18 protein-coding genes are annotated in these 25,843 nt (G+C 33.8%); 11 read left to right on the top strand and 7 right to left on the bottom strand.

The window, feature by feature from the left end; genetic code table 11:
• Positions 1-56 precede the first annotated feature (56 nt).
• The 5 genes from accB to pdxA form a co-directional block, all read right to left on the bottom strand.
• Positions 57-542 (bottom strand): acetyl-CoA carboxylase biotin carboxyl carrier protein, encoded by a 486-nt coding sequence (accB, locus tag ABJD66_RS07365; protein WP_100894473.1) that lies wholly within the window; start codon positions 540-542, stop codon positions 57-59.
• 41 nt (positions 543-583) lie between these two features.
• Positions 584-1,579, bottom strand: coding sequence for a beta-ketoacyl-ACP synthase III (locus ABJD66_RS07370; protein WP_100894472.1), 996 nt, complete (start codon positions 1,577-1,579; stop codon positions 584-586).
• Positions 1,580-1,753: 174 nt separating this feature from the next.
• The gene (gene rpmF, locus ABJD66_RS07375; RefSeq protein WP_100894471.1) at positions 1,754-1,951 is read right to left on the bottom strand and encodes a 50S ribosomal protein L32; all 198 of its coding nucleotides are present in this window, start codon (positions 1,949-1,951) and stop codon (positions 1,754-1,756) included.
• 9 nt (positions 1,952-1,960) lie between these two features.
• Complete coding sequence (locus ABJD66_RS07380) at positions 1,961-2,494, bottom strand: DUF177 domain-containing protein (RefSeq protein WP_348129907.1); 534 nt, start codon at positions 2,492-2,494, stop codon at positions 1,961-1,963.
• A gap of 166 nt (positions 2,495-2,660) precedes the next feature.
• On the bottom strand, positions 2,661-3,713 hold the full coding sequence (gene pdxA, locus ABJD66_RS07385; protein ID WP_348129910.1) for a 4-hydroxythreonine-4-phosphate dehydrogenase PdxA: 1,053 nt from the start codon (positions 3,711-3,713) through the stop codon (positions 2,661-2,663).
• Positions 3,714-3,768: 55 nt separating this feature from the next.
• Here pdxA and ABJD66_RS07390 point away from each other — a divergent pair, with 55 nt between their 5' ends.
• Positions 3,769-4,353: a riboflavin synthase gene (locus ABJD66_RS07390; protein WP_348129913.1), complete on the top strand. Its 585-nt coding sequence runs from the start codon at positions 3,769-3,771 to the stop codon at positions 4,351-4,353.
• A gap of 68 nt (positions 4,354-4,421) precedes the next feature.
• On the opposite strand, the gene ABJD66_RS07395 is transcribed toward ABJD66_RS07390, so the two are convergent.
• Positions 4,422-6,233, bottom strand: a complete 1,812-nt coding sequence (locus ABJD66_RS07395) for a sodium:solute symporter family protein (protein ID WP_348129916.1) — start codon at positions 6,231-6,233, stop codon at positions 4,422-4,424.
• A gap of 74 nt (positions 6,234-6,307) precedes the next feature.
• On the opposite strand from ABJD66_RS07395, the gene ABJD66_RS07400 reads away from it, so the two are divergent.
• The 10 genes from ABJD66_RS07400 to ABJD66_RS07445 all read left to right on the top strand — a co-directional run bounded on the left by ABJD66_RS07400 (position 6,308) and on the right by ABJD66_RS07445 (position 24,094).
• Entirely contained in the window at positions 6,308-7,063 is a 756-nt protein-coding gene (locus ABJD66_RS07400) for a sulfite exporter TauE/SafE family protein (RefSeq protein ID WP_348129919.1), read from the top strand.
• Positions 7,064-7,129: 66 nt separating this feature from the next.
• On the top strand, positions 7,130-9,895 hold the full coding sequence (locus ABJD66_RS07405) for a Two component regulator three Y domain-containing protein (RefSeq protein ID WP_348129922.1): 2,766 nt from the start codon (positions 7,130-7,132) through the stop codon (positions 9,893-9,895).
• A 232-nt stretch (positions 9,896-10,127) separates the two neighbouring features.
• Entirely contained in the window at positions 10,128-13,154 is a 3,027-nt protein-coding gene (locus tag ABJD66_RS07410; RefSeq protein WP_348129925.1) for a TonB-dependent receptor, read from the top strand.
• A 5-nt stretch (positions 13,155-13,159) separates the two neighbouring features.
• On the top strand, positions 13,160-14,710 hold the full coding sequence (locus ABJD66_RS07415) for a RagB/SusD family nutrient uptake outer membrane protein (RefSeq protein ID WP_348129928.1): 1,551 nt from the start codon (positions 13,160-13,162) through the stop codon (positions 14,708-14,710).
• Positions 14,711-14,722: 12 nt separating this feature from the next.
• The gene (locus tag ABJD66_RS07420) at positions 14,723-16,447 is read left to right on the top strand and encodes a LamG domain-containing protein (RefSeq protein WP_348129931.1); all 1,725 of its coding nucleotides are present in this window, start codon (positions 14,723-14,725) and stop codon (positions 16,445-16,447) included.
• A gap of 35 nt (positions 16,448-16,482) precedes the next feature.
• Positions 16,483-17,820: a glucoamylase family protein gene (locus tag ABJD66_RS07425; RefSeq protein ID WP_348129934.1), complete on the top strand. Its 1,338-nt coding sequence runs from the start codon at positions 16,483-16,485 to the stop codon at positions 17,818-17,820.
• Positions 17,810-19,192 carry a glucoamylase family protein gene (locus ABJD66_RS07430; protein WP_348129937.1) on the top strand — a complete coding sequence of 461 codons (1,383 nt, stop codon included), beginning with the start codon at positions 17,810-17,812 and terminating at the stop codon, positions 19,190-19,192. The genes ABJD66_RS07425 and ABJD66_RS07430 overlap by 11 nt, the downstream gene beginning before the upstream one ends.
• A 58-nt stretch (positions 19,193-19,250) precedes the next feature.
• On the top strand, positions 19,251-21,515 hold the full coding sequence (bglX, locus tag ABJD66_RS07435) for a beta-glucosidase BglX (RefSeq protein WP_348129940.1): 2,265 nt from the start codon (positions 19,251-19,253) through the stop codon (positions 21,513-21,515).
• 9 nt (positions 21,516-21,524) lie between these two features.
• Positions 21,525-22,454, top strand: coding sequence for a carboxylesterase family protein (locus tag ABJD66_RS07440; protein ID WP_348129943.1), 930 nt, complete (start codon positions 21,525-21,527; stop codon positions 22,452-22,454).
• 2 nt (positions 22,455-22,456) lie between these two features.
• Positions 22,457-24,094, top strand: coding sequence for a sulfatase (locus tag ABJD66_RS07445; RefSeq protein WP_348129946.1), 1,638 nt, complete (start codon positions 22,457-22,459; stop codon positions 24,092-24,094).
• 137 nt (positions 24,095-24,231) lie between these two features.
• Here the strand turns inward: ABJD66_RS07445 and ABJD66_RS07450 are convergent, their stop codons facing one another.
• Positions 24,232-25,824 (bottom strand): fibronectin type III domain-containing protein, encoded by a 1,593-nt coding sequence (locus tag ABJD66_RS07450; protein WP_348129949.1) that lies wholly within the window; start codon positions 25,822-25,824, stop codon positions 24,232-24,234.
• Between the last annotated feature and the right edge of the window lie 19 nt (positions 25,825-25,843).

The raw sequence follows: 25,843 nt of genomic DNA on the forward strand, positions 1-25,843 counted from the left end.
TTTAAATTTTAATTCTAAATTCTAAAAAACTAAAAGTATTTAGCGTCTAAAATTTCTTATGATGGATCTACTAAAAATAAAGGTTGGTCAAATTCTACTGGAGAAGAATCATCTACCAATACTTTTACAATTTTACCAGAAACTTCAGATTCTATATCATTAAAAAGTTTCATTGCTTCAATAACACAAAGAACATCTCCTTGACCTATAGTATCACCAACTTCTACAAACACAGGTTTGTCTGGAGATGGTTTTCTGTAAAAAGTACCAATAATTGGCGACTTTATAGTAATGTATTTATCGTCATTACTTTCTTCTTTTGCAGGTGCAGCTTCAGGCGCAGCAGCTGGTGCTGGTGCAGCAGCGGCAGGAGCCATTTGAGGTTGCCCCATTGGTATTTGTTGCAAAATAGTTGTCTCTCCACCAGAGTTTAATGCTCCTGTTCTAATGGTAATTTTAATGTCTTCCATTTCTAATTTAACTTCGCTAGCGCCAGATTTAGCAACGAACTTAATTAAACTCTGAATTTCTTTAATATCCATAAAAATTAGATTTTGTTTAGTTGTAAGTTTTTATTTTTTGATTAAGAGTTATAGGCCCATTTTAAGAAAATAGAACCCCAAGTAAAGCCACCACCAAATGCAGCAAATACTAAGTTGTCTCCTTTTTTTAGTTGATCTTCGTAGTCTGCTAATAATAATGGCAATGTAGCAGAAGTTGTGTTTCCGTATTTCTGAATGTTCATCATTACTTTAGAAGAATCTACACCCATTCTGTTAGCTGTAGCATCTATAATGCGTTTGTTTGCTTGGTGTGGTACCAACCAATCTACATCTTTTTCTTCTAAACTATTACGCTCCATAATTTTTGCTGAAACGTCTGCCATATTAGATACAGCATATTTAAAAACAGATTTACCGTCTTGAAAAACGTAATGTTGTTTATTTTTTACAGTTTCCTCAGATGCTGGTAATAAAGATCCACCTGCATCAATTTTTAAGAAATTACGCCCAATACCATCAGACCTTAAGTATTCATCTTGAAAACCTAAGCCCTCTTCATTAGGCTCAAAAAGTGCGGCACCTGCGCCATCACCAAAAATTATACAGGTAGTTCTGTCTGTATAATCTAAAATAGAAGACATTTTATCTGCCCCTATTAATAATACTTTTTTATACCTACCAGATTCTACATAACTACTAGCTGTAGACATACCGTATAAAAAACTAGAACAAGCCGCTTCTAAATCAAAAGCAAAAGCATTAGTTGCACCAATCTCTGAGGCTACAAAAGCTGCCGTAGCTGCTACTTGTAAATCTGGAGTTGCAGTACCAACAATAATTAAATCTATCTCTGTTGGATCTATGCCTCTTTTTTGCAATAAATCTTCAGCTGCTTTAATTGCCATAAAAGAAGTTCCCTTGTCATCTCCTTTTAAAATTCGCCTTTCTTTGATACCTGTCCTAGTGGTAATCCACTCATCATTTGTATCTACCATCGTTTCCAGTTCTTTGTTAGTTAAAACATAGTCAGGAACATACTTACCTACTGCAGTTATTGCCGCTGATACTTTACCCATATATAAGTTTGATTTTTTTAATCAAAAAGTTTCAAAAAAGTCTAAAAATCATGGAAAATTAGTCAATTTTTACGACTTTTTACCAAAACTGTTTATTTTTTGATAAAAATTGATGAAAAATAAAAAAACCCTCACTTTTACGGTGAGAGTTTTGAATATTGTACAAAGATAGAATTAAGCTACTGCTTCTTCTGTTTTGTCAATTAATATTTGTCCACGGTAGTATAATTTACCTTCGTGCCAGTGTGCTCTGTGGAACAAGTGAATTTCTCCTGTTGTTGCATCTTTTGCAAGTGTTGGAGCTACCGCTTTATAGTGCGTTCTTCTCTTGTCTCTTCTGGTTTTTGAAATTTTTCTCTTTGGATGTGCCATTATGAAACTTTATTTATCCGTTATTAATTTTTTTAATGCGTCCCATCTGGGATCAATATCTTCTTTATTTTCCTTTTCTTCTCTTGGTTGTAGCTCTTCCAACTTATCTACGGCTTTAGATCTTAAAGTGCCATCCAGTACTCCTGGATGAATTCTTTTAGACGGAATAGCCAATACCAGCATTTCGTATAAATATTGCGAAATATTAACCTGATGTTCTCCGTGAGGAATTATCAGTATTTCTTCATTCTCATCATTATACTCTTCGCCAAACTTTACTACCAGTTCTAACGTAGAACTTATAGCTTGGTCATAAGGTTCACTAGAAATATCACAAAAAACATTTACTGTTCCTTCTGCAATCATCTCTAACTCCAACATTGTACTCATTTTATTTAACTTTACCTCTATATCTATATTGGCATCATTAAACTCATCGTACTCAAAAGATTCAAAGAACTTATTGTCTATTTTATACTCAAAACTGTGCTTTCCCTGCTTTAATCCAGAAAAAGGAATGGAAAACTCCTTTAGCTTCATCATAACAACACTATATTTATAAGTACCAGCCTCCTTAAAGGCGGGTGCAAAGATATTATTTTTTTAATTAAACCCAACTATTATGCGTAAATATATTACTACTTAATAGTTTAGCTATTGTTTTGCCCTATTTTAGGGGCTAATTTCACTTAAATTTATAAAAAATATTTTACTCTTTCCTCTTTAAACGTTGTTTTTTTAGAGGATTCTGAGTTAATTCTTTATACTCCTCCCTGTTTTTAAAGATTTTTAATGCCGTAAAAACTGCTTCTTTAAAAGAACTATGGTCTGCTTTTCCTTTACCTGCAATTTCATATGCGGTACCGTGATCTGGTGATGTACGTACTTTAGATAAACCTGCTGTATAATTTACTCCTTTGCCAAAGGATAATGTTTTAAAAGGTATTAATCCTTGGTCGTGATAGGCTGCTAATATAGCATCAAAATTACTGTAAGCATCAGACCCAAAAAAACTATCTGCAGAATAGGGACCAAAAACCATTTTTCCCTGATTTTTTAATTCTGTAATTGTTGGTTTTAAAACAGTATCATCCTCTTTTCCTATAACACCATTATCTCCGCTATGCGGATTTATACCTAATAGTGCTATTTTGGGTTTTTGTATTGCAAAATCTTCTTTTAAAGAACGCTCTATTGTAGCTACTTTTTCTTTTATAAGCTTTGCTGTTATTGCGGTTGCAACATCTTTAACAGCTATATGGTCTGTTAACAGTCCTACTTTTAAAGAGCTTGTTACCATAAACATTAAGCTGTTGCCACCTAATTCTTTTGCCAGATAATCTGTATGGCCAGGAAAATTAAATTCTTCAGACTGAATATTATTTTTATTTATTGGTGCAGTAACCAATACATCAATCTTATCTTCTTTTAATGCTTTGGTTGCTGCTTGCAAAGATTTTAGTGCGTAATCTCCACTCTCTTTAGTTGCTTCACCAAACTGAGTTTTTGGAACTTCTTTCCATACATTAACCACATTAATTTTGCCTGCTATAGTTTTGTCTGCATCTGGTATACCATTGTAGTTTATATTTAAACCTAACTCTTTCTTCTGAAAAGAAATGGTTTTGTTTGATGCAAAAATAACTGGAGTGCAAAAATCTAACATACGGTTGTCTTCAAAAGTCTTTAAAACAACTTCACAGCCAATTCCGTTTAAATCGCCTATAGAAATTCCTACCTTAATTTTTTTGCCTTCTTGCATAATTCAACTGTATAATGTCTAAATTTACACCGCAAAACTACTTAATTAAAACGATATGTTTACTGGGATTATAGAAACTTTAGGGAAAGTAACCGCATTACGTAAAGAAGACACCAACCTACACATTACTATAAAATCTACTTTAACACCAGAGCTTAAAATAGATCAAAGTGTTGCCCACAATGGTGTTTGCCTTACTGTTGTTGCTATAGAAAATGATACTTACACAGTTACTGCTATTGATGAAACATTGCAAAAAACAAGTATTGGGGCTTTAGAATTAAATTCTACGGTAAACTTAGAGCGTGCTATGATATTGGGCACAAGATTAGACGGACACATTGTGCAGGGGCACGTAGACCAAACTGCTGTTTGTACTGCTATTGAAGAGCAAGATGGTAGCTGGATTTTTAATTTTGAATATGATGATAAATACAACAACGTAACTATTGAAAAAGGTTCTATTACAATAGACGGCACAAGTTTAACTGTATTTAATTCTGGAAAAAACACGTTTAGCGTAGCTATTATACCTTATACTTTTGAAAACACTGTTTTTAATACCTATAAAGTAGGTACAGTTGTAAACCTTGAGTTTGATGTTATTGGTAAGTATGTTGCTAAACTAATTGCAAAATAAAAACTTATATTTTTTAATATTAAAGCCGTGTGTATCTCTTTTAGAAATATACACGGCTTATTTTTTTATTAAAGAATATTTGTTTTCATTTTATTCCAAGCTTTTACTAATAAAAAACCTGCCACTAATGCAATACCCGTAAATATTATTCCTTTTGTTGTTTCGCCATAAATCCAATACCCTGTTGCAAACATACAGGTATATATAAGGACACAACCTAGCACCATAGCTCCTATACCAGATGGCACACTCCATTTTTCATTTGGATTTACAATTTCTATATTGTCTGCTTTAGCATCTATTACAACCTTTTCCCAGCCTGGGCCTCCTGGTTGTATTTTTTTATAAAAACTATTTAAGACTTCTTTAGACTCTGGCTTAGTCATAAACGTAGCTGCTACCCAAATTATGGTTGTTATTAATACTACAAATGGTATTTGAAACCAATCTGGAAAAACTCCTGTATCTAAAGCAAAAAGGTAGTTTCCTAGCGGAGTCACTTTTAACACTATAGATAAAACTCCTGATGCAAACATTGCTGCAATCTCTGTCCAAGCATTAATACGCCACCAAAACCAACGTAAAATAAAAATTAGTCCAGTACCGGCTCCAAACAACAATAGCATATCAAAAACCTCCATAGCATTTTGCATTAATAAAGCCAAACAAGCACTTAATACCATTAGTACAACAGTAGAAAGTCTACCAACAGCTACCAATTGTTTTTCTGATGCATTTGGGTTTACTTGTTGTTTGTAAAAATCGTACACTATATAAGATGATCCCCAGTTAAGCTGAGTAGAAATTGTACTCATATAAGCAGCTATTAAAGATGCTAAAACCAAACCTAGTAATCCGCTTGGTAATTTTGTTAACATTGCCGGATAGGCTAAATCGTTCCCCAGTTTATCTGCTGCTATGTTAGGAAAAGCTTCTGCTATACTATCAACATCAGGATACACAACTATAGATGCCAAAGCAACTAAAATCCAAGGCCAAGGGCGCAATGCGTAATGCATAATATTAAAAAAGAAAGTAGCTCCTATTGCATGGTTTTCATCTTTTGCAGCTAACATACGCTGTGCAATATAACCGCCACCGCCTGGCTCTGCTCCTGGATACCAAGAACTCCACCATTGCACTGCCAAAGGAATAACTAATAAAGTAATTACAGCTTTAGTATTGCTAAAATCTGGCAAAATAGATAGTTTTCCTTTTACATCTTCATGTGTTAGTAAGTTTGTTACTCCGCCTACCTCTGGTAAATTTACTAAGTAATACGCTGCTCCTATAGCACCACCCATTGCTACAAAAAACAATAAAAAGTCTGTATACACAACACCTTTAAATCCGCCTAATGCACTAAAAGTAACCGTTATTAAACCTGCGCTTACTACTGTTTGCCAAGGCTCTAAACCTAGCATTATTCCTCCAATTTTTATTGCTGCTAGTGTTACAGCAGACATTGTAATTACATTAAATATAACACCTAAGTATATAGACCTAAATTTTCTTAAAAAGCTGGCCGGTTTTCCTCCATAGCGTAACTCGTAAAACTCTAAGTCTGTATTTACATTAGATTTACGCCAAAGCTTTGCGTACACAAAAACGGTTAACATACCAGTAATTAAAAATGCCCACCAAACCCAGTTACCGGAAACACCATCTGTCCTAACAATATCTGTAACTAAATTAGGTGTATCTGTAGAGAAAGTTGTTGCAACCATAGATAAACCCAACAACCACCAAGGCATTGTTCTTCCTGATAAAAAATATTCTGATGAACTTTTTCCTGATTTTTTAGAAACTACAATCCCAATACCCAAAACAATTGTAAAAAAAACAATGATTAGCGTATAATCCAGTGCACTTAATTCCATTTTTTAGTAGTTGGTTAATTAGTAAAGATATTATTTTTTACAATACTTTTGTCTTTTTTAGCTAAACGCCAATTATGGGTCTATTAATAACAGCAAATATTTCTACAACTGCATGGGTCTTGGCTTTTACAGCCGTATTTGTAATGGGTGTTTCTAAATCTGGACTAAAAGGTATTTCTATAATTGTAGTTACTCTTATGGCTTTGGCTTTTGGATCTAAAGCATCTACAGGCCTGCTTGTTCCGTTGCTTGTTATTGGAGATATTTTTGCCGTAATTTATTATAGTAAATATACCCAATGGAAATATATTATTAAGTTTTTACCTTGGATGGTTGGCGGTATATTAATAGGTGTATTTGTTGGCAAAGACTTACCAGAAGCCTCTTTTAAATACTGTATGGGAGGCATTATTTTAGTTACTGTATTAATGATGCTTTGGTGGGACCAAAAAAAATCTAAAAACGTACCTACACATTGGGCTTTTGCAGGTTCTATGGGCTTACTTGCTGGTATTACTACTATGATTGGTAATTTGGCAGGCTCTTTTTCTAATATCTACTTTTTAGCAATGCGCTTACCTAAAAACCAGTTTATAGGAACTGCTGCATGGCTTTTTTTAATTACCAATGTTTTTAAGCTACCTTTTCACATTTTTGTTTGGCATACGATCACAAAAGAATCGCTTACATTAAACCTTAAACTTTTACCTGCTATTTTTGTTGGTTTTATTGTTGGCACCTTTTTAGTAAAGTACATTAAGGATAAATTTTTCAGAAAAATGATACTAATTCTTACAGCTATAGGCGCTTTACTAATCTTGCTTAGATAATTAATTGGTTTTCCCTGTAATAATCTTATATTCATACGTAAAATCATTAAGTTTTCTATATCCCCTATGAAAAATTTAACCTCGCTTATTTTACTTTTCTTTATTAGTAGCTACATTATTGTTGGTCAAAATCTTTTTCCTCCAATACACAATTATAAAATATTTGATTATAATGCCGCTAGTAAAAATTGGGGGTTAGCCACCAATGAAGATGGCGAATTATTTTCTGCCAACAACGCAGGCCTTTTACACTTTAATGGTGAGGAGTGGAAACTTAACACCTTGCCTAGTAAAACTACCATACGCTCTGTTGCCTGTATCAATAATAAAGTATACACAGGTTCTTATGAAGAATTTGGATTTTGGGAAAAAGATAGCCTAGGTGTTTTAAAATACACATCATTAACTCATCTTATAAAAAACCACGTATTTACTAGTGAAGAATTTTGGCAAATTATTCCTTTTAATGATGCTATTGTATTTAGATCTTTCTCTAAAGTATATGTTTACAAAGACAATAAAATAACAGTAATTAAGGCTGATATTATAGTAAACAACATTACAAAACACAATAACCAAATTATAGTTGCTGGCGGTGATGACGGGCTATTTTATTTAAAAGGAGACACACTAAAACCTCTTGTACTAAAGAACAACATATCTTTTGTAAATAAAACTGTAGTAGATATGGCTTCTACTAATGAAGGTTTATTAATTGGCACTAAGTTAAATGGTTGTTATATAATTAAGAATGATGAAATTAAAACTTGGAATAGCACTATTAACGACACATTAAAACAACATCAGTTAAATAAAATAATAGTATTAAATCAAAATAAAATTGCTTTTGGCACTATAAAAAACGGACTTTTTTTATATGATAACCACTCTAAAACCTACAAAAGCATTAACCGTGAAGTAGGGTTACAAAATAACACTATTTTATCTATGGTTCCTTATAAAAATCAACTTTGGCTTGGTTTAGATAACGGAATAGACCATATACAATTAGATCATGCAGTTACTTATTATACAGATTTTACAGGTGTTTTAGGTACTGTTTACGATATTGCCTTGTACAATAATAAAGTATACTTAGGTTCTAATACGGGTTTGTATTATGTAGATAATGATGTATTGCATTTTGTTAAAGGAACTCAAGGTCACGTCTGGGATATTGCCGTTGTTAACAATGAACTTTTTTGCGGACATAACACAGGAACGTTTAAGCTAAATAAAGATGGCTTGGTTAAAGTATCCACTATTTCTGGAGGCTATCAAATAGAAAAAATACCAGAGAATAAGTCATCCTTTTTACAAGGCACTTATACAGGTATAGCAAAATATAGTAAAGACAATGACAACCAATGGTCTGTAGAAAGACTCAAAGGTTTTAATTTACCTGTTAAAAAATTGTGTTTTGAAGATGATAAAACGCTTTGGGTTGCACACCCATATAAAGGTTTTTATAAACTTAAACTAAACAGTACTTACGACTCTGTAATTAGTACTAAAGAGTATAACGGACAAGACGCACCTAACAAATACAATGTTAAGCTATACAATATTAAAAACCAGATAGTATTTTACAGTCAAGGAAATTGGTATAAGTACGATCCTATTTTAGACAAAATTGTAACATTAGAAGAGTTTAGTTCTTTTAAAAACAATGAGCTGTTGTATTACAACAATGATCACTTTTGGTTTATAGATAACGAAAACAGTAAAAAAATTACTTACACCAACTTTAAGGAAGACAATATTATTATTGAAAACCAAAGCTTAAAAAAACGTATAATTCCTGAGGCCGAAAACATTATAAAAGTAAACGACTCTACATTTTATTTTACTTTAGTAGACGGTTACAGTCAAATAAACTTTAACAAGCTAAACAATCAATTAAAAGATAACAACAGGTTGCCAGTTCCTAAACTAATTAGTTTTAATGGTAAGGAAAATAGCTACCCAATACACACAAAAAGTATAACTTTACCTTATAAAGATTCTCGTAACATTACTGTAAAAATTGCATCTTCGGGCATAATGCATCCAAAGTACTATTATAGTTTAAATGGTAAGGATGCGCAGTTTGCAGAGCTAAATAACGGACTTATATCATTTCAAAATTTAGGCTACGGTAGTTATGCTTTAGAAGTATTTGGTGTTGGTATAGATAATAAAAAATCGGTTCCAAATAACATCAACTTTACTATAAAAGCACCTTGGTACTTATCTGGTCCAGCAATATTAATTTACTTTTTACTAACTATAGTCTGCGTAATTCTTATCAGAAAATATAATAAGTATAAGCTAAATATAAAGCATAATAAGCTAAAGGAACGCTTGCAGCATGAACAAGATGAAAAAATTGCGCTTTTAGAAAAGGAAAAGCTAGCTAAAGAAATAAAACTTAAACAAAAAGAGTTAGCTAATACCACACTTAATATTGCCAAAAAGAACGAGATAATTCTTGATCTTAAAAACTTACTAACTCAAAATAAAGATAAGTTCCCTAACCAACAACGTTATAAATCTTTTATGAAAAGGTTAAACAATTCTGTTAACAATAAAGAGGATTGGAAACGTTTTGAAATGAATTTTAAAGAGTTACATAGCGACTTTTTTGAAAACTTACTTAAACAATACCCTAAGTTAACTCCTAAAGATTTAAAATTGTGTGCTTATTTAAAAATGAACCTGTCTACCAAAGAGATAGCGCCATTAATGGCCATTACAATTAGAGGTGTAGAAATACATCGTTACCGTTTACGTAAAAAGTTAAACATAGACAGTTCAGAAAACATATCTAACTTCTTAATCACCTTTAAATAAAGGTTTTTCTTTCAAAAACGGCTTAACAATTACCTAACACGAGGTACATCATTACTACATCAAAGTGTTAAAAGTGTATAAAAAACAAAGTCACAACACTACTGCAAACCATACTATTGGCGGTATATAGCCCATTTTAGGTGTTGATGTAGTTTTTATGTAGTTACCAAAACACCTCTGGACACCTTGTTTTATTAATTTAGTAAAAATCTAACTCAATTTTTAATGTATTATGAAAATACTCAATCAAATATTATTAATCTGCTTTATTCTGTTCGGGATATCTGCCTACGCCCAAGAGAATATAACGGTTAAAGGACAAGTAGTAGACAATAATGGTACACCTTTACTTGGTGCCAGTATTATTATTAAAGGTACTACAACAGGAACACAAACAGATTTTGATGGTTATTACCAATTAAACAGCGTTCCTAACAACGGAACTTTAGTTGTAAGCTATATTGGTTTTATCACATCAGAAATTGCTGTAAATAGTTCCGGCACAATTAATATAACCTTAGAAGAAGATGCAGAGTCTTTAGATGAAGTTGTTGTAATTGGTTATGGTGAAATGAAGTCTAAAGATTTAACCTCATCTATAACCACTGTTAAAGCCGAGGAATTAGCAGCTGTACCTACAGGTTCTGCAATGCAAGCTATGCAAGGCAAGGTTGCTGGTATGCAAGTAGTAAGTAGTGGTTCTCCTGGGCAAGGACCAACTATTAGAGTAAGGGGTATAGGATCTTACAACACGGGAGCTTCTGCTCCTTTATATGTTGTAGATGGTATGTTTTTTGACAATATAGACTTTTTAAATACTGCAGATATAACATCTATTTCTGTTTTAAAAGATGCTTCTGCTTCTGCAATTTATGGTGTTAGAGCCGCAAACGGTGTTGTTTTAATAGAAACAAAATCTGGAGCTTTTAACAAAAAAGCAGAGATTACATATGATGGCTATACTGGTTTTCAGGTTGCACAAAACGTTTTAAAAGTTGCCAATGCAGAACAGTTTACAACCTTAGCCTTAGAATCTGGTTCTGCACCAGATGCAGACTATATTTTAAATGCAATGCAACGCTACGGTCGTAGTAGAGTTAATCCAAATATACCTAATGTTAACACAGATTGGTATGATAAAATTATAAGGCCAGCACTAATACAAAACCATAGTATTGGTGTAACTGGTGGTAGTGAAGATGTTAGTTATTCTGTAGGTGCAAATTACTTTGGACAACAAGGTATATTAGACACTAAAAATGAATACGAGCGTTTTAACTTAAGAAGTAAAATAGAGTTTAATGCTAACGACTGGTTAAAAGTTGGTGCTAACACGGTAATTAGTAACGCTACTAGGTATGATGGTGATAACTCTGCTTGGCGTGCAGCTTACTTTGCTGTTCCTATTTTACCTGTATATGATGAGGCTTTAGCTAACGACCCAGATGTTTTCCCTACAAACTACGCTAATGCTCAAGACTTAGGCTACAGAGGTGGCCAAAACCCTTTTCCCCTTTTAGATTTTAATGAAAACAGAACAAAAATTAGAAATGTACTTGCTAATTTTTATGCAGAGCTAGACTTAATACCTACTAAACTTAAGTTTAAAACTGCATACAATCACAACTACCAAACTTTTGAGTACAGAAGTGTTAATTTACCATACTATATTGGTGATAGTTTTCAGAGACCAGATGCCTCATTAACAAAAAGTAACACAACAATATCAAACCAAATATGGGATAATACATTAACCTATAAAGAATCTTTTGGTAATCATGATGTAACTGTTTTAGCTGGTACTTCGTTTAGAGACGAGTCTTATCAGTTTTTAACTGCCACAGGATTAAACTTTCCGTTGTCTGGTGAAGAAGCTTATTATTTAGACCAAGCACAAACTATTGTAGAGAATAGTGTTGGTGATGGTGGAGCAAGAGAATATGGTTTCTCTTATTTTAGTAGAGTATCTTATAATTATGATGGAAAATACCTGCTTTACGGAACTTTTAGAGCAGACGGAACTAACAAATACCAAGAAAAATGGGGTTACTTCCCTACTGTTGGTGCTGGTTGGGTAGTGTCTGAAGAACCTTTTATGCAAAACAATGGTGTTTTTGATTTTCTTAAACTACGTGGTAGTTGGGGTAAATTAGGTAATGACAATGTTGCTGGTAGTAACGGCTCTATTACTTCTTCTGTAGTTACAACTGCGCTAGGAGACACTATGTTTAGCGGTTTAAATACAGGTAGTGATTTTACTTCTTTAAAATGGGAAGTTACAGAGGAAACTAATATTGGTATAAATGCTAGTTTTTTAGCTAACAATTTATCTTTAGAGGCAGATTATTATGTTAGAGATACAAAAGACGCAGTTATTCCTGTACAAAGACCATTAATACCTGGTTCTACCAGACAAAACGTAGGGGAAATTAGAAACTCTGGTTTTGAAATGTCTTTAAACTGGAGTAAAAAAGTATCAGATGATTTTAGTTATAACATTGGCGGTAATTTTTCTACACTTAAAAATGAAGTATTAAGTTTAGATGGCCAACAATACATAGATGCTGGCTCAGCAGAATTTCGTCAGCGTTCTATAGTTGGTGAACCTCTTTACGCTTTTTATGGTCGCGAAGTTGTTGGTATTTACCAAAATGAAGCAGAAATACTTGCAGACCCTGTTGCCGTAGCTAATAACTTAGTTCCTGGCGATTTTAAATACAAAGAAAACGGTGGTGACCCTACTACTATTGATGATGATGACCGCGTAGTTTTAGGGTCTTACCTGCCAACATACTCGTACGGATTTAACTTTGGGTTTAACTACAAAAATTTTGACTTTACAGCTACTGCTTCTGGTCAAGGTGGCAACAAAATACTTAACCGTAAAAGATTAGAGGTAATTTTTACTAGTGATACTAACTGGGACAGAGACTTTGCTGTAAACCGTTGGCACGGTGAAGGTACTACAAACTCTTACCCATCTGCAGCCGCAGTACGTAAAGGATGGAACCAAAAATTAAACGATTACTACGTAGAAGATGGTGACTACTTTAGAATTCAGAACATAACACTTGGGTATACTATTAACAAAAACGGTAAACTAAAAGGTGTTCCTAGAACTCGTATTTACCTAACAGCAGAAAAACCATTAACCATTTTTGGTTATAACGGGTTTAACCCAGAGGTTGCTAATGGTATAGATAACCAAACATATCCTATCCCTGCAGTATATACAATGGGAGTTAACATTAAAATATAAGACTTATGAAACTGTATAAAAAACATATATCACCTCTACTTATACTAGCATTTATTGCAGCGGTATTTGTAGGGTGTTCAGACAAGTTAGATGAGCCACAAGAAAATAACAATTTTGCTGGTGGCACAGATTTTACAAAAACCGAGGATATGATTTTATCTGTCATTGGTGTTTATGATGCTTTTCAGTCTCGTGGATGGGAACAACCTTTATTAATTTCTGTTCGTGGAGATGATGTTAATGCTGGTGGTTTAGGAGATCAACAAGATTTTTCTGAAACAGACCTTTTTACCTACAATAAGGATTACTGGATGTACAATTCTCTTTGGGAAAATGTGTACGTAGACGTAATTACTGCACACACTGCAATGGAACAAATTGCTCGTTACCAAGAATTTGCAGATGCAGAAGGTGTAGAAAAAGGAAACCAATATATTGCTGAAGCAAAAGTTTTAAGAGGAATGATGTTGTTTCAAATTTCTCAGGTATGGGGAGATGTTTTTATTCCAGAATCTTCAGATACAGGTGCTCTTTTAAGTGTTACAGAATTGCCTAGCAAAGATGAGGTTATGCAACATATATCTGACCAGATGGATGAGGCAATTACATTTTTACCAGACGCAAGACCTAATGAGCGTACAGACATCCCAGGTGGTGTTACTAAATACACTGCTTTAACAATTAAAGCTTTAGCAAACCAAGAGCTTAAAAATTACCAAGAAGTTGCTTCTGCTACAGGGCAAATTATTAATTCTGGTAAGTTTAGTTTATTCTCAGATTATTATGAACTTTTTAAAACTCCTGGTAAGTTAAGTGATGAGAGCATATTGGATTTACAGTACTCAGATTTTGGACAGGGAGAAGGAGATCGTGAAGGTCATTTATTTCAACCTTATGGTCCACAAAACTGGACACCTGCAGTTACTGGTGCTGGTTCTGGCTGGGGATTTTATGAACCTAGCATCAAATTTATAAAGTTTATGTTAGATCGTGGAGAAGCGGTTCGTTTAGAAACTAGCGTACTTTTTACAGATCGTGGTATTGCCGAGCTTCAAACAGATCCAGATTACGCAACTTTACCAAGTTTTGTAAATAAAACTACTAGAGATGGTGATGTTATAGAGGACTATGCTAGAGCACTTTTTTCTAGCGGTAAGCACTACTTACCATCAAACCAACTTATAGAGGGCAGAACAGAGTACGGTAGTAATAAAAACTACAACTTACTACGCTACGCAGAAGTTTTATTAATGTATGCAGAAGCGGTTACACAAGGAGCAACAGCAACATCTATAACTGCAGATAATGCTGTAAACTTAGTAAGGGAGAGAGCTGGTATGCCATCACTTACGGGTGTAACATTAGACGATGTAATAGATGAAAAATTTGCAGAACTAGGTATGGAGTGGGGCAAACGCTATTATGATATGGTTAGACTTGGTAGGTATAACGAATTAAGCTATGACGGAAGAACATTTTCTGAAGATAAAATATACCTTCCTTACCCACAACCACAGGTAGATCAATTTCCAATATTAGGAAACCCATCAAACTAAAAACAAAAAGCAATGAAAAATTTAAAATATACAATAACCTGTTTGGTTTCTGCATTGTTTTTCTATTCTTGTGATCAAGGTATAGATGATATTACACAAGTAGCACCGGGAAAAGATGCTACGGCACCAACAGTTAAAATAAATTACCCTACAGAAGGCACAAAAATTAAGGTACTAGACATTGTTACTTCTATTATTATAGATTTTGAAGTTACTGATGATATAGAAGTTGCCTCTATTAACGTAGCTATAGATAATAACAATATTCAATCTTTTACAAGCTTTAAAGACTACAGACGTGTTTTAATAGATGATTTAGTTTTTGATAATTTAGTTGATGGTACACACCAACTAACTATTACCGCTACAGATTTAGAAGGCAAGACCACTGAAGCATCAGTAAACTTTGAAAAAGAGCCTGCTTACACGTCACTATTTGCTGGGGAAACTCTTTATATGCCTTTTGATGGTGATTACGTAGACCTTATTGGTTTACAATCAGCAGAAAAAGTTGGCGTACCCGGTTTTGCTGGTGAAAGCGTTGTTGGCACTAATGCGTATTCTGGTGCAACAGATGCTTATTTAAAATACCCTACAGACGGTTTAATTGACGGTGCAGAGTTTAGTGCATCATTCTGGTACAAGGTAGATGCCAGTCCAGAAAGAGCTGGTATTTTAGTTATTGGTGATGATGTAGATGACCGTTTTCAAGGTATTAGATTATTTAGAGAGGGTAATGGTGCTGAACAAAGAATTAAAGCTAATGTTGGTACTGGAGCAGGAGAAAGTTGGAATGATGGAGCTGTTATTAATGTTGCAGATAATAAATGGGTTTATATTACACTTGCTGTTTCTGCTACAAAAAGTACCATATTTTTTAATGGCATACCAGTAAATACTGCAGACCTATCAGCTCCTGTAGACTGGACAAATTGTAATACGGTTACTATTGGTGCTGGCGGAGAAACATTTAGTTACTGGGATCATAAGTCAGACAACAGTGCTATAGATGAATTACGCTTTTTTAATAGAGCACTAACCACTAATGACATAGAAAATATGATAAACGTTACAAATCCATACACTGGCGTTTATGATGGTGAAATGTTTTATGCTCCTTTTGATAACGACACTAAAAACAAATTTACAACGCAAGAAGCAACTGTAATTGGATTGCCTGGCTTTGCAGATGAAAGTGTTGTTGGTAGTAATTCTTTTGCTAGTACAACAGACTCTTATATAACCTATCCTACAAATGATTTATTAAACAGTACAGAGTTTAGCGCAACATTTTGGTACAAAGTAGATGCTAATCCAGATAGGGCAGGTATTTTAGTTATTGGTGATGATGCAGATGATCGTTTTCAAGGGTTAAGACTATTTAGAGAAGGTAGTGACACAGAACAGAGAATAAAAGCAAATATTGGTATTGGTACTGATGAAAGTTGGAATGATGGTGATGTTATAAACGTAGCAGATAATGAATGGGTATTTGTATCACTAGTTATTTCTTCCACAAAAAGCACCATTTATTTTGATGGTGTTGCAGTTAACTCTACAGATTTGGCTGCTCCTATAGATTGGACAGGCTGCGACTTAATTACTGTTGGTTCTGGTGGTGAAACATTTAGTTACTGGGATCATAAATCAGATAATAGTTCTATTGATGAACTGCGCCTATACAACAAAGCACTTTCACAAGAAGAAATACAGTCTATTAGAGACGCAGATTTATAATAAATACATTTTTTAGTTTTTAGTTATTCATATATATGAGATTAATTTTAGTAGTATTGGCCGTTGCATCTTTGTTAACAGGATGCAACAACAAGCCAAAAAAAGTACAAAAACAAGTTTGGACAGATGAAGCCTTAATGGACACTGTACAAAAACAAACATTTAGCTATTTCTGGGATGGTGCAGAGCCTATTTCTGGTTTGGCTAGAGAACGTATACATTTAGATAGCATTTACCCAACACACGATAAAGACATTATAACTATTGGTGGTTCTGGTTTTGGACTAATGGCAATAGTTGTTGGTGCAGAGCGTGGTTATATTACCAAAGAAGAAGCTTTATCTAGATTTGAAAAATCTGTAGATTTCTTAGAAAAAGCAGATCGTTTTCATGGTGCTTGGCCACACTGGTTACTACCAAGTGGTAAAGTTGCTCCTTTTAGTACGTATGATGATGGTGGAGATTTAGTAGAAACTGCCTTTTTAATTCAGGGTTTATTAACCGTAAAAGAATACTATGCAAGTGGCGGAGAACGTGAGCAAAAACTAGTTGCTAAAATTCAGAAACTTTGGGAAGAAGTAGAATGGGATTGGTACACAAAAGGAGAAAATACCTTATACTGGCACTGGTCTCCTAATGTAACGTGGAAAATGAATTTCCCTGTGGGTGGTTACAATGAAGCATTAATAATGTACATACTTGCAGCTGCATCACCAACTCACCCAGTATCTAAAGAAGTTTATGACGAGGGTTGGGCATTAAAAGGCGAAATAGCTAAAGACACTGTTTATTATGGTTTAGAAACTGAGTTAAATCATTATGAGCATGATGCATCACCTGTTGGTCCTTTATTTTGGGCACATTACTCTTACTTAGGTTTAAACCCTAAAGGGTTAACAGATGCCTACGCAGACTATTGGAAATTAAATGTAAATCACGCTAAAATACACTACAGACACGCAGTAGAAAATCCAAATAAATATAAAGGTTATGGCAAAAATTTATGGGGGTTAACATCTAGTTATTCTGTAAAAGGCTACGCTGGCCACAGACCAGATAACGATCTAGGTGTAATATCACCTACTGCAGCATTATCTTCTATAGCCTATACACCAGAAGAGAGTTTACAATTTTTGCGCTATATGTACACAGAACAAGATTCTCTTATTGGTAAATATGGTCCTTATGATGCTTTTAGTTTAGAAAGTGATTGGTCTTTACCTCGCTATTTAGCTATAGACCAAGGTCCTATTCCTGTAATGATAGAAAACTACAGAACAGGTTTACTATGGGATTTATTTATGAAAAACAAAGACTTGCATAAAGGATTAGAAAAACTTGGTTTCTCTACAAAACACAAAAATGACAATTAAAAATAGTCTTTTTACAACACTACTTATACTTGTAATTATCTCTTGTAAAAGTGGAGATGATTACGAGTATACTCCAATTGAATTTCCTACGGATGAAGATCCTGTTTCTACGCCTACAATAACAGACGAGGAGCTGCTAAATATTACGCAGGCTGAAACCTTTAAATATTTTTGGAATTTTGCTGAGGTAAATTCTGGCGCAGCAAGAGAACGCTACCATCCTAACGACCCAAGTAATAGTGAATATACAGTTACAACAGGTGGTACAGGTTTTGGTATTATGGCACTTATTGTAGGTATAGAAAGGGGTTTTATTACCAAAGAGGAAGGCGTAGATAGGTTTGCTAAAATTTTAGATTTTTTAGAAAAAGCAGATCGTTTTCACGGAGCTTGGCCACATTGGATTAATGGAGAAACGGCTAAGGTTATGCCATTTAGCGATTTAGACAACGGTGGAGATTTGGTAGAAACCGCTTTTTTAGCTCAAGGTTTAATTTGTTTAAAAGAGTATTTAAAAAATGGCTCTGATACAGAAAAAGCTATAGCTGCCAAAGCAGATGAGTTATGGAAAGGTGTTGAGTGGAATTGGTATACAAAAGGAGAAAATACGCTGTATTGGCACTGGTCTCCTAACAACGATTTTGCTATTAATTTAGAGTTAAAAGGATATAATGAAGTACTAATTACTTATGTTTTAGCTGCTGCATCACCCAATTATACAGTTTCTAAAGAGTTGTATACAAACGGTTGGGCATCTAATGGTAGCATCACTTCATCTAACACAAAATATGGGTTTCCTTTGTTGGCTAAACATGCTGGCAATCAAACTTATGGCGGACCATTATTCTGGGCACATTACTCGTACTTAGGTTTAAACCCTAAGGGATTATCAGATGAGTATTTAAATTACTGGAACGTAAACACAAATCACGCTAAAATAAATTACAGTTATAGTGTAGAAAACCCAAAGCAATTTACAGATTACGGAAAAGATTGCTGGGGATTAACAGCTAGTTATACTAGAAATGCAGATGGCACAATTGGGTATAATGCTCATAGTCCGTCTAACGATACTGGTGTAATATCGCCAACAGCAGCAATTAGTTCTATGCCGTATACACCAACAGAGTCTATGCAGGCACTACACTATTTTTATAAAAACAAAGACAAGTTAATGGGTCCGGCTGGCTTCTACGATGCCTTTAGTCCTGAATATAATTATTGGGTTGCAGAACAATATTTAGCTATAGACCAAGGACCAATTATAGTTATGATAGAAAACCACAGAACTGGTTTACTATGGAAACTGTTTATGCAAAATACTGATGTTAAAAACGGTTTAGACAAATTAGAATTTAGCTATACAGAATAAAAAACATCAATCTAAAAGATAAAAAAATACCCGTATCGGGAAAATAAAATTACAGCATATGAAAAAAATAAACCTACTATTAGTAGTCACTTTTTGTAGCAGCTTTTTAGCTATAGGGCAAACTAAAGTTCCTTTTATAGAAGACTTGCTTGCTAAAATGACAATAGAGGAAAAAATTGGACAATTAAACTTAGTAACACCAGGTGGTGGTATTGCTACAGGATCTGTTGTAAGTAGCAATGTAGAAGAAAAAATTAAAGCTGCTGAGGTAGGTGGTATGTTTGGTATTTCTGGTCCAGAAAAATTAAAAATAGCGCAAGACTTTGCTGTAAAAGAAACCAGATTAAAAATTCCTTTATTCTTTGGTTCTGATGTAATACATGGTTACAAAACCACATTTCCTATTCCACTTGGTACTGCATCTAGTTGGGATATGGATTTGATTAAAAAAATGGCTCAAATTGCAGCACAAGAAGCTACTGCAGATGGTATAAACTGGAACTTTTCTCCTATGGTAGATATGGCTCGTGATCCACGATGGGGAAGAATTGCAGAAGGAGCTGGTGAAGATCCTTACCTAGGCTCTGCCATTGCAAAAGCTATGGTACACGGCTACCAGGGAACAGATTTAACGGCTAAAAATACTATGATAGCTACAATTAAGCACTTTGCACTTTACGGTGCTGCAGAAGCTGGTAGAGACTATAATTCTGTAGATATGAGCAGAACAAAAATGTTTAATCAATATTTACCTCCTTACAAAGCAGGTATAGATGCCGGTGCTGCAAGTATTATGACTTCTTTTAATGATGTAGATGGTATACCTGCAAGTGGTAACAAATGGTTACTTACAGACTTATTACGTAAAAAATGGGGTTTTAAAGGCTTTGTAGTGTCAGATTACACCTCTGTAAATGAAATGATTGCACACGGTCTTGGAGATTTACAAGATGTATCTGCTTTATCTTTAAAAGCTGGTTTAGATATGGATATGGTTGGCGAAGGTTTTTTAACTACACTTAAAAAATCTTTAGATGAAGGTCGTGTTACTGAAGAAGAAATTACAAACGCTTGTCGCAGAATTTTAGAAGCAAAATACAAACTTGGCCTTTTTGATGATCCGTATAAATATATTGATGCCAAGAGACCTAAAAAGGAAATCCTAACTAAAGATAGTAGAGCTGTAGCTAGAGAGGCAGCCAAGCGTTCTTTTGTTTTATTTAAAAACCATAACAATATATTACCGCTTAAAAAAACAACTAAAATTGCATTAGTTGGACCTTTAGCTAACAATAAAAATAATATGTTGGGTACTTGGGCTCCTACAGGAGATCCGCAATTATCTATTCCTGTTTTAGAAGGTTTTAAAAGTGTTGCGCCAAAGGCAAAAATAACATATGCCAAGGGAGCAAATATTACAAATGATACCGAACTAGCTAAAAAAGTCAATGTTTTTGGTACACGTGTAGACATAGATAAACGTTCTTCTGACGAACTTTTACAAGAAGCTTTAGATGTTGCTAAAACATCAGACGTTGTGGTTGCTGTAGTTGGTGAAGCATCAGAAATGAGTGGTGAAGCAGCTAGTAGAACAGATATTTCTATTCCTAATAGTCAAAAAAGACTAATACAAGAACTCGTTAAAACGGGTAAGCCAGTAGTATTGGTTTTAATGAGCGGCAGACCGTTAACTATTGAAGAAGAGTTTAATCTTCCTATTAGTATTCTTCAGGTTTGGCATCCTGGTATAGAAGCAGGTAATGCTGTTGCTGATGTTATTTTTGGTGCTTATAATCCGTCTGGTAAACTAACAGCTACTTGGCCAAGAAACGTAGGGCAAATTCCAATCTATCATAGTACAAAAAATACAGGTAGACCAGCTCCTTCTCCTGCTTTTGAAAAGTTTAAAAGTAATTATTTAGATGTTAAAAATGCACCTTTACTACCGTTTGGCTACGGGCTTAGCTATACCAACTTTGAGTATTCTAACATCAACCTATCTAAAAAAGAAATTGCACAAGGAGAAGACGTAACAGTATCTGTAACAGTAAAAAACTCTGGTAATTTTGATGGTGAAGAAGTTGTGCAATTGTATTTAAGAGATGTTGTACGTAGTATTACGCCGCCAATGAGACAGCTAAAAGGATTTAAAAAAGTATTCTTAAAAAAAGGAGAATCTAAAACTGTAAAATTGATACTTACTGCAGACGACTTAAAGTTTTACAACAGTACTTTAGATTTTGTTGCAGAAGCTGGGAGTTTTGAGATATTTGTAGGCACAAATTCTACCGCCCAATTAAAGGCGACTTTAACCTTAAAATAGAAAATACAAATGCCTAATTATTTAACTTTTTTACAACGTGCTACTTTTTTAATTTTAATTGTACTTACAACTACTTTTGGTTATGCGCAAACAAGGTATACGCAAAAAGTATTTTCAGACATTAAGGTAAAAACTTATAGCTATGCAGATACTCTAAAGTTAGATTTTTATAGCATTAAAAAAGATACAGTTACAAACAAACCTTTGCTAATTTTAGTTCACGGAGGCGGTTTCAGTGGGGGAAAACGCGATAATCCGTTAGAGGTGAAGTTTTGTGAAGATATGGCAAAAAGAGGCTACGCAGTGGCCTCTATGAGCTATAGATTGGTGCGTAAAGGCAACCCACTTGGTTTTGGTTGTAATTGTCCGGCAGATCAAAAAATAGAAACATTTGTATCTGTATCTAGAGATATTATTAAAGCAACACAGTTTTTAATTGATAAGAAAGATAAATTAAAATTTAATCCAGAAAGTATAATACTTGTTGGTAGTAGCGCTGGGGCAGAAGCTGTTTTAAACACAGTATTTATGAAGAATGAATACGCCTTTAAAAAATTACCTTATGCTACTGTTAAATACGCGGGAGCTATCTCTTTTGCTGGTGCAATAGTTAATGCAAATTACATTACTAAAAATACAGCTATACCAACAATGCTTTTTCACGGAGCTAAAGATAATTTGGTACCATACGCAACAGCACCTCACCATTTATGTGAAGAAAATAAACCTGGTTTTATGATGCTAGATGGCTCTTATACTATTGCAGAAAAATTAGAAAAATTGGATGTTGCACACACACTTTTAAGCGATAAAGATGGGAGCCATAATTGGGCTAACATACCTTACAGTTACACTAACCTTATTGCTAAATTTATTACAGAAAGCGTTTTAGAAAAACAAAATATACAAAGCACAATTAAGGTAAAACACAAAAATTAATTATGTTTAAAAAGGAGTTCTATATTGTAGTTTTAGTACTAACGGTTATTAGTTGTAAGCAAAAAGAATCTCCTAAAAAGCAAGTACACAAAAGGCCTAATATTATTTATATTATGTCTGACGATCATGCAGTACAAGCCATAAGCGCATACAACCACCCTATTAGTAAATTGGCACCAACGCCAAACATAGATAAAATAGCTACAGAAGGTGCAATTTTTAATGGTAGCTACGTTACCAACTCTATTTGTGGGCCAAGCAGAGCCGTAATATTAACTGGTAAACACAGCCATATAAATGGATTTAGACAAAACGGAGATCATTTTGATGGAAGCCAAGAAACGCTACCTAAAATTTTAAAAAATGAAGGCTACCATACTGCCTTAATGGGTAAATGGCATTTACATGATTACCCACAAGGTTTTGACGATTGGAAAATTCTAGTAGACCAAGGTAATTATTACAATCCGGATTTTATAGAAAACGGAGACACTACACGTGTTAAAGGCTATGCTACAGACTTAATAACAGCAGATGCTATAGACTGGCTTAAAAATAAAAGGAAAGACAGTGTGCCCTTCTTTTTAATGGTACAACATAAAGCTCCTCATAGAAATTGGATGCCAGCTTTACGTCATTTAAACAAATATGATTCGGTTAGTTTTCCTTTGCCAACCAGTTACTTTCCAGATTTTAAAAATCAGCAAGCAAGTACAGCTCAGTTACAAACCGTTTACAAAGATATGTATGAGGGTCACGACCTAAAATTATCTAGCGGCTTAAACAAAACTACACTGGCTCATAATCCTTGGAAAACAGATTTTGAACGCATGTCTACCAAGCAAAGAGCTACTTGGGACAAGGCATATTTACCAAAAAACAATGCTTTTTACAATGCCAATTTTAGTAATGAAGAAATTGCCATTTGGAAAGCTCAACGCTATTTACAAGATTATATGGCTACTATTGCATCTGTAGATGAAGGAGTAGGTGAAATTTTAGAATATTTAAAAACGAATAATTTAGAAGAAAACACTATTGTAATTTATACTTCTGATCAAGGCTTTTATATGGGTGAAAATGGTTGGTTTGACAAGCGTTTTATGTATGAAGACTCTTTTAGAACACCACTACTCATAAAGTATCCAGAAACAATAAAACCAGGCACACAAATAAACGCTATGGTACAAAATTTAGATTACGCACCTACAATTTTAGACTTTGCTGGTGTGCCCAATAAATCAAAAAATATGCAGGGATTATCTTTTAAGGGTTTGTTAGATGGTTCTGTTAATGAGAGTGACTTTAGAGATGCTATATATTACCACTATTATGACTATCCTGCTTTTCATATGGTAAAAAAGCATTATGGTATTAGAACAAAGCGCTATAAGCTTATTCATTTTTATGATGATATTGATACTTGGGAATTTTACGACTTAAAAACAGACCCGAAAGAGCAGATTAACCAAATTAATAATACTACGTATGCAGAAGAAATTGAACTAATGCATACTAAATTGAAAGAACTTCAAAAAGAATACAGTATAACTAATAAAGAGTTTACAAAAGCCAGTAAGGCTTCTATAAACAAGGCATACAAGCAATTTAAAAAATTAAGAGGAACACCAATAAATTAAAAAGTCGGTGCTTACACACCGACTTTAACTGACTTAAATTAGATTAATAAAAGAACAATTAATCTAACGCAAATGTTAAGGTTTTTGGATTGTTAAATGTTAATTTAATATCAAAGTTGTATTAATAATTTATTTAATTATTTCAGGGTCTTAAACTTTTCTACGTTAGACCAATTGCTCCAGTTTAAATTCTGATCCCTATAACGTACTCGCCAGTAATATGTGGTATTAGGATTTAGTCTTTTTATTTTTTCGTCTGTTAAATCATCATCTTTTTGCCTGTTCTCTTTATAATACCAATTCTCAAACTGTTTCCAGCTATCATAAGAAAGCTTCTCAAAATTATACTTTTCTGAGACTTGCCAATGAGATGCTGCATGAAACGCATTATCAAAACTGCTTTTAAAATCCCCTGCCTTTAAAATAATATTTTTAAATCCGTCTGTAATAGCAATTACTTTTAGTGATTTGGGAGATTCAGGTCTTCTATCTTTTTTCCATACTGTAATGCTATCTGTTTGCTCATTATTACGTGGATAAACAGTGTTTCCTCTACTTATTCTTTTTAGTGTAAATTTAGGGTCGTCTTTACTACCATCTACTTCTACCATAACAAAACCATACTCATCTTGCGTTACTGTAAATTCGTCATAATCTCTACCTTCAAATTCACCCCAATTATCTATAGCTCCACCTGCAGATGCAACGTTTACCCATAAATGTTTATGCTCTTTAGACTGCCCTCTAGAGTAGCCATGTGTATGCCCAAAAAAGTGCACACTTGGTTTCCCGGTTTTAGTTGAAAATTTTTCTAGTTTTGCTACTACTTTACCTGAAAAATCTTCTTCACCAGGAATCCATAATTCCGATTTATGCGGATGGTGCATTTGTGCAAAAACAAAATCTATATCATCATTTTTAGCTGTTTCATCTAATACTTTTTGCAACCAATTTAATTGTTCACTAAGATCACGGTAACCACTATTAGAGTCTAAACCAAGAATTCTAGTATTTCCATAATCCTTGTACCACCAATGTTCTGCATAAGCAGCTGAACCATTTTCTGGTAGGCTAAAGTATTTAAAATAGAAAATAGAGTTCTTTTCGTGATTACCAGGTACAGGATATAAAGGAACCTCAGCAAATAATTTTTCTGCAGGGTTAAAAAAATGTTCTTTCCATTGGTAATATTTAGACCCTGTAACTACTAAGTCTCCAGGAATCATAACCATTGCTAAGTTATTTGGTAAATCTCCTTTATATTCCTTTTTAATATACTCTAGAACCCCTTGATTTACAACTTCTGAGAATTTTTCTGGTTCGCTACTATCATACTGCATGTCACTCATAGCAACAATATTAAACGACTTATTATCGCTTGCAAAAGGAGGTGTTTTAAATTGATATATATCTGACTTTAATTTACCTGTTATAACTCTATAATAATAAGGAGTAAACCTTTTTAAACTGGTTAACTTAACTTCATGAATTCTACTTTCACTAAAATTAATATCATAAGCTGTACCCTTAGCTTTTTTACCTAATTTAGGAGTTAAACCATACTCCACAATACTTTCTTCTCCTGTAGATGTTTCCCATTTAACTATAATAGAATTGGGTGTAGCATCTTGTATGTATGGCTTAATTATTATTTCTGGTTTAACCACTTGGGCTGTACCTAAAATAACTGTAAAGTATATTAAAAATAACAGGTTGTGTCTTATTTTCATAAATGTTCTATTTAGAATG

The sequence above is a fragment of the Cellulophaga sp. genome, assembly GCF_039943695.1.
Lineage (GTDB): Bacteria > Bacteroidota > Bacteroidia > Flavobacteriales > Flavobacteriaceae > Cellulophaga.

Coding starts and splice junctions, on each gene's coding strand:
- accB (WP_100894473.1), bottom strand. CDS start 542: ATGGATATTAAAGAAATTCAGAGTTTAATTAAGTTCGTTGCTAAATCT.
- ABJD66_RS07370 (WP_100894472.1), bottom strand. CDS start 1,579: ATGGGTAAAGTATCAGCGGCAATAACTGCAGTAGGTAAGTATGTTCCT.
- rpmF (WP_100894471.1), bottom strand. CDS start 1,951: ATGGCACATCCAAAGAGAAAAATTTCAAAAACCAGAAGAGACAAGAGA.
- ABJD66_RS07380 (WP_348129907.1), bottom strand. CDS start 2,494: ATGATGAAGCTAAAGGAGTTTTCCATTCCTTTTTCTGGATTAAAGCAG.
- pdxA (WP_348129910.1), bottom strand. CDS start 3,713: ATGCAAGAAGGCAAAAAAATTAAGGTAGGAATTTCTATAGGCGATTTA.
- ABJD66_RS07390 (WP_348129913.1), top strand. CDS start 3,769: ATGTTTACTGGGATTATAGAAACTTTAGGGAAAGTAACCGCATTACGT.
- ABJD66_RS07395 (WP_348129916.1), bottom strand. CDS start 6,233: ATGGAATTAAGTGCACTGGATTATACGCTAATCATTGTTTTTTTTACA.
- ABJD66_RS07400 (WP_348129919.1), top strand. CDS start 6,308: ATGGGTCTATTAATAACAGCAAATATTTCTACAACTGCATGGGTCTTG.
- ABJD66_RS07405 (WP_348129922.1), top strand. CDS start 7,130: ATGAAAAATTTAACCTCGCTTATTTTACTTTTCTTTATTAGTAGCTAC.
- ABJD66_RS07410 (WP_348129925.1), top strand. CDS start 10,128: ATGAAAATACTCAATCAAATATTATTAATCTGCTTTATTCTGTTCGGG.
- ABJD66_RS07415 (WP_348129928.1), top strand. CDS start 13,160: ATGAAACTGTATAAAAAACATATATCACCTCTACTTATACTAGCATTT.
- ABJD66_RS07420 (WP_348129931.1), top strand. CDS start 14,723: ATGAAAAATTTAAAATATACAATAACCTGTTTGGTTTCTGCATTGTTT.
- ABJD66_RS07425 (WP_348129934.1), top strand. CDS start 16,483: ATGAGATTAATTTTAGTAGTATTGGCCGTTGCATCTTTGTTAACAGGA.
- ABJD66_RS07430 (WP_348129937.1), top strand. CDS start 17,810: ATGACAATTAAAAATAGTCTTTTTACAACACTACTTATACTTGTAATT.
- bglX (WP_348129940.1), top strand. CDS start 19,251: ATGAAAAAAATAAACCTACTATTAGTAGTCACTTTTTGTAGCAGCTTT.
- ABJD66_RS07440 (WP_348129943.1), top strand. CDS start 21,525: ATGCCTAATTATTTAACTTTTTTACAACGTGCTACTTTTTTAATTTTA.
- ABJD66_RS07445 (WP_348129946.1), top strand. CDS start 22,457: ATGTTTAAAAAGGAGTTCTATATTGTAGTTTTAGTACTAACGGTTATT.
- ABJD66_RS07450 (WP_348129949.1), bottom strand. CDS start 25,824: ATGAAAATAAGACACAACCTGTTATTTTTAATATACTTTACAGTTATT.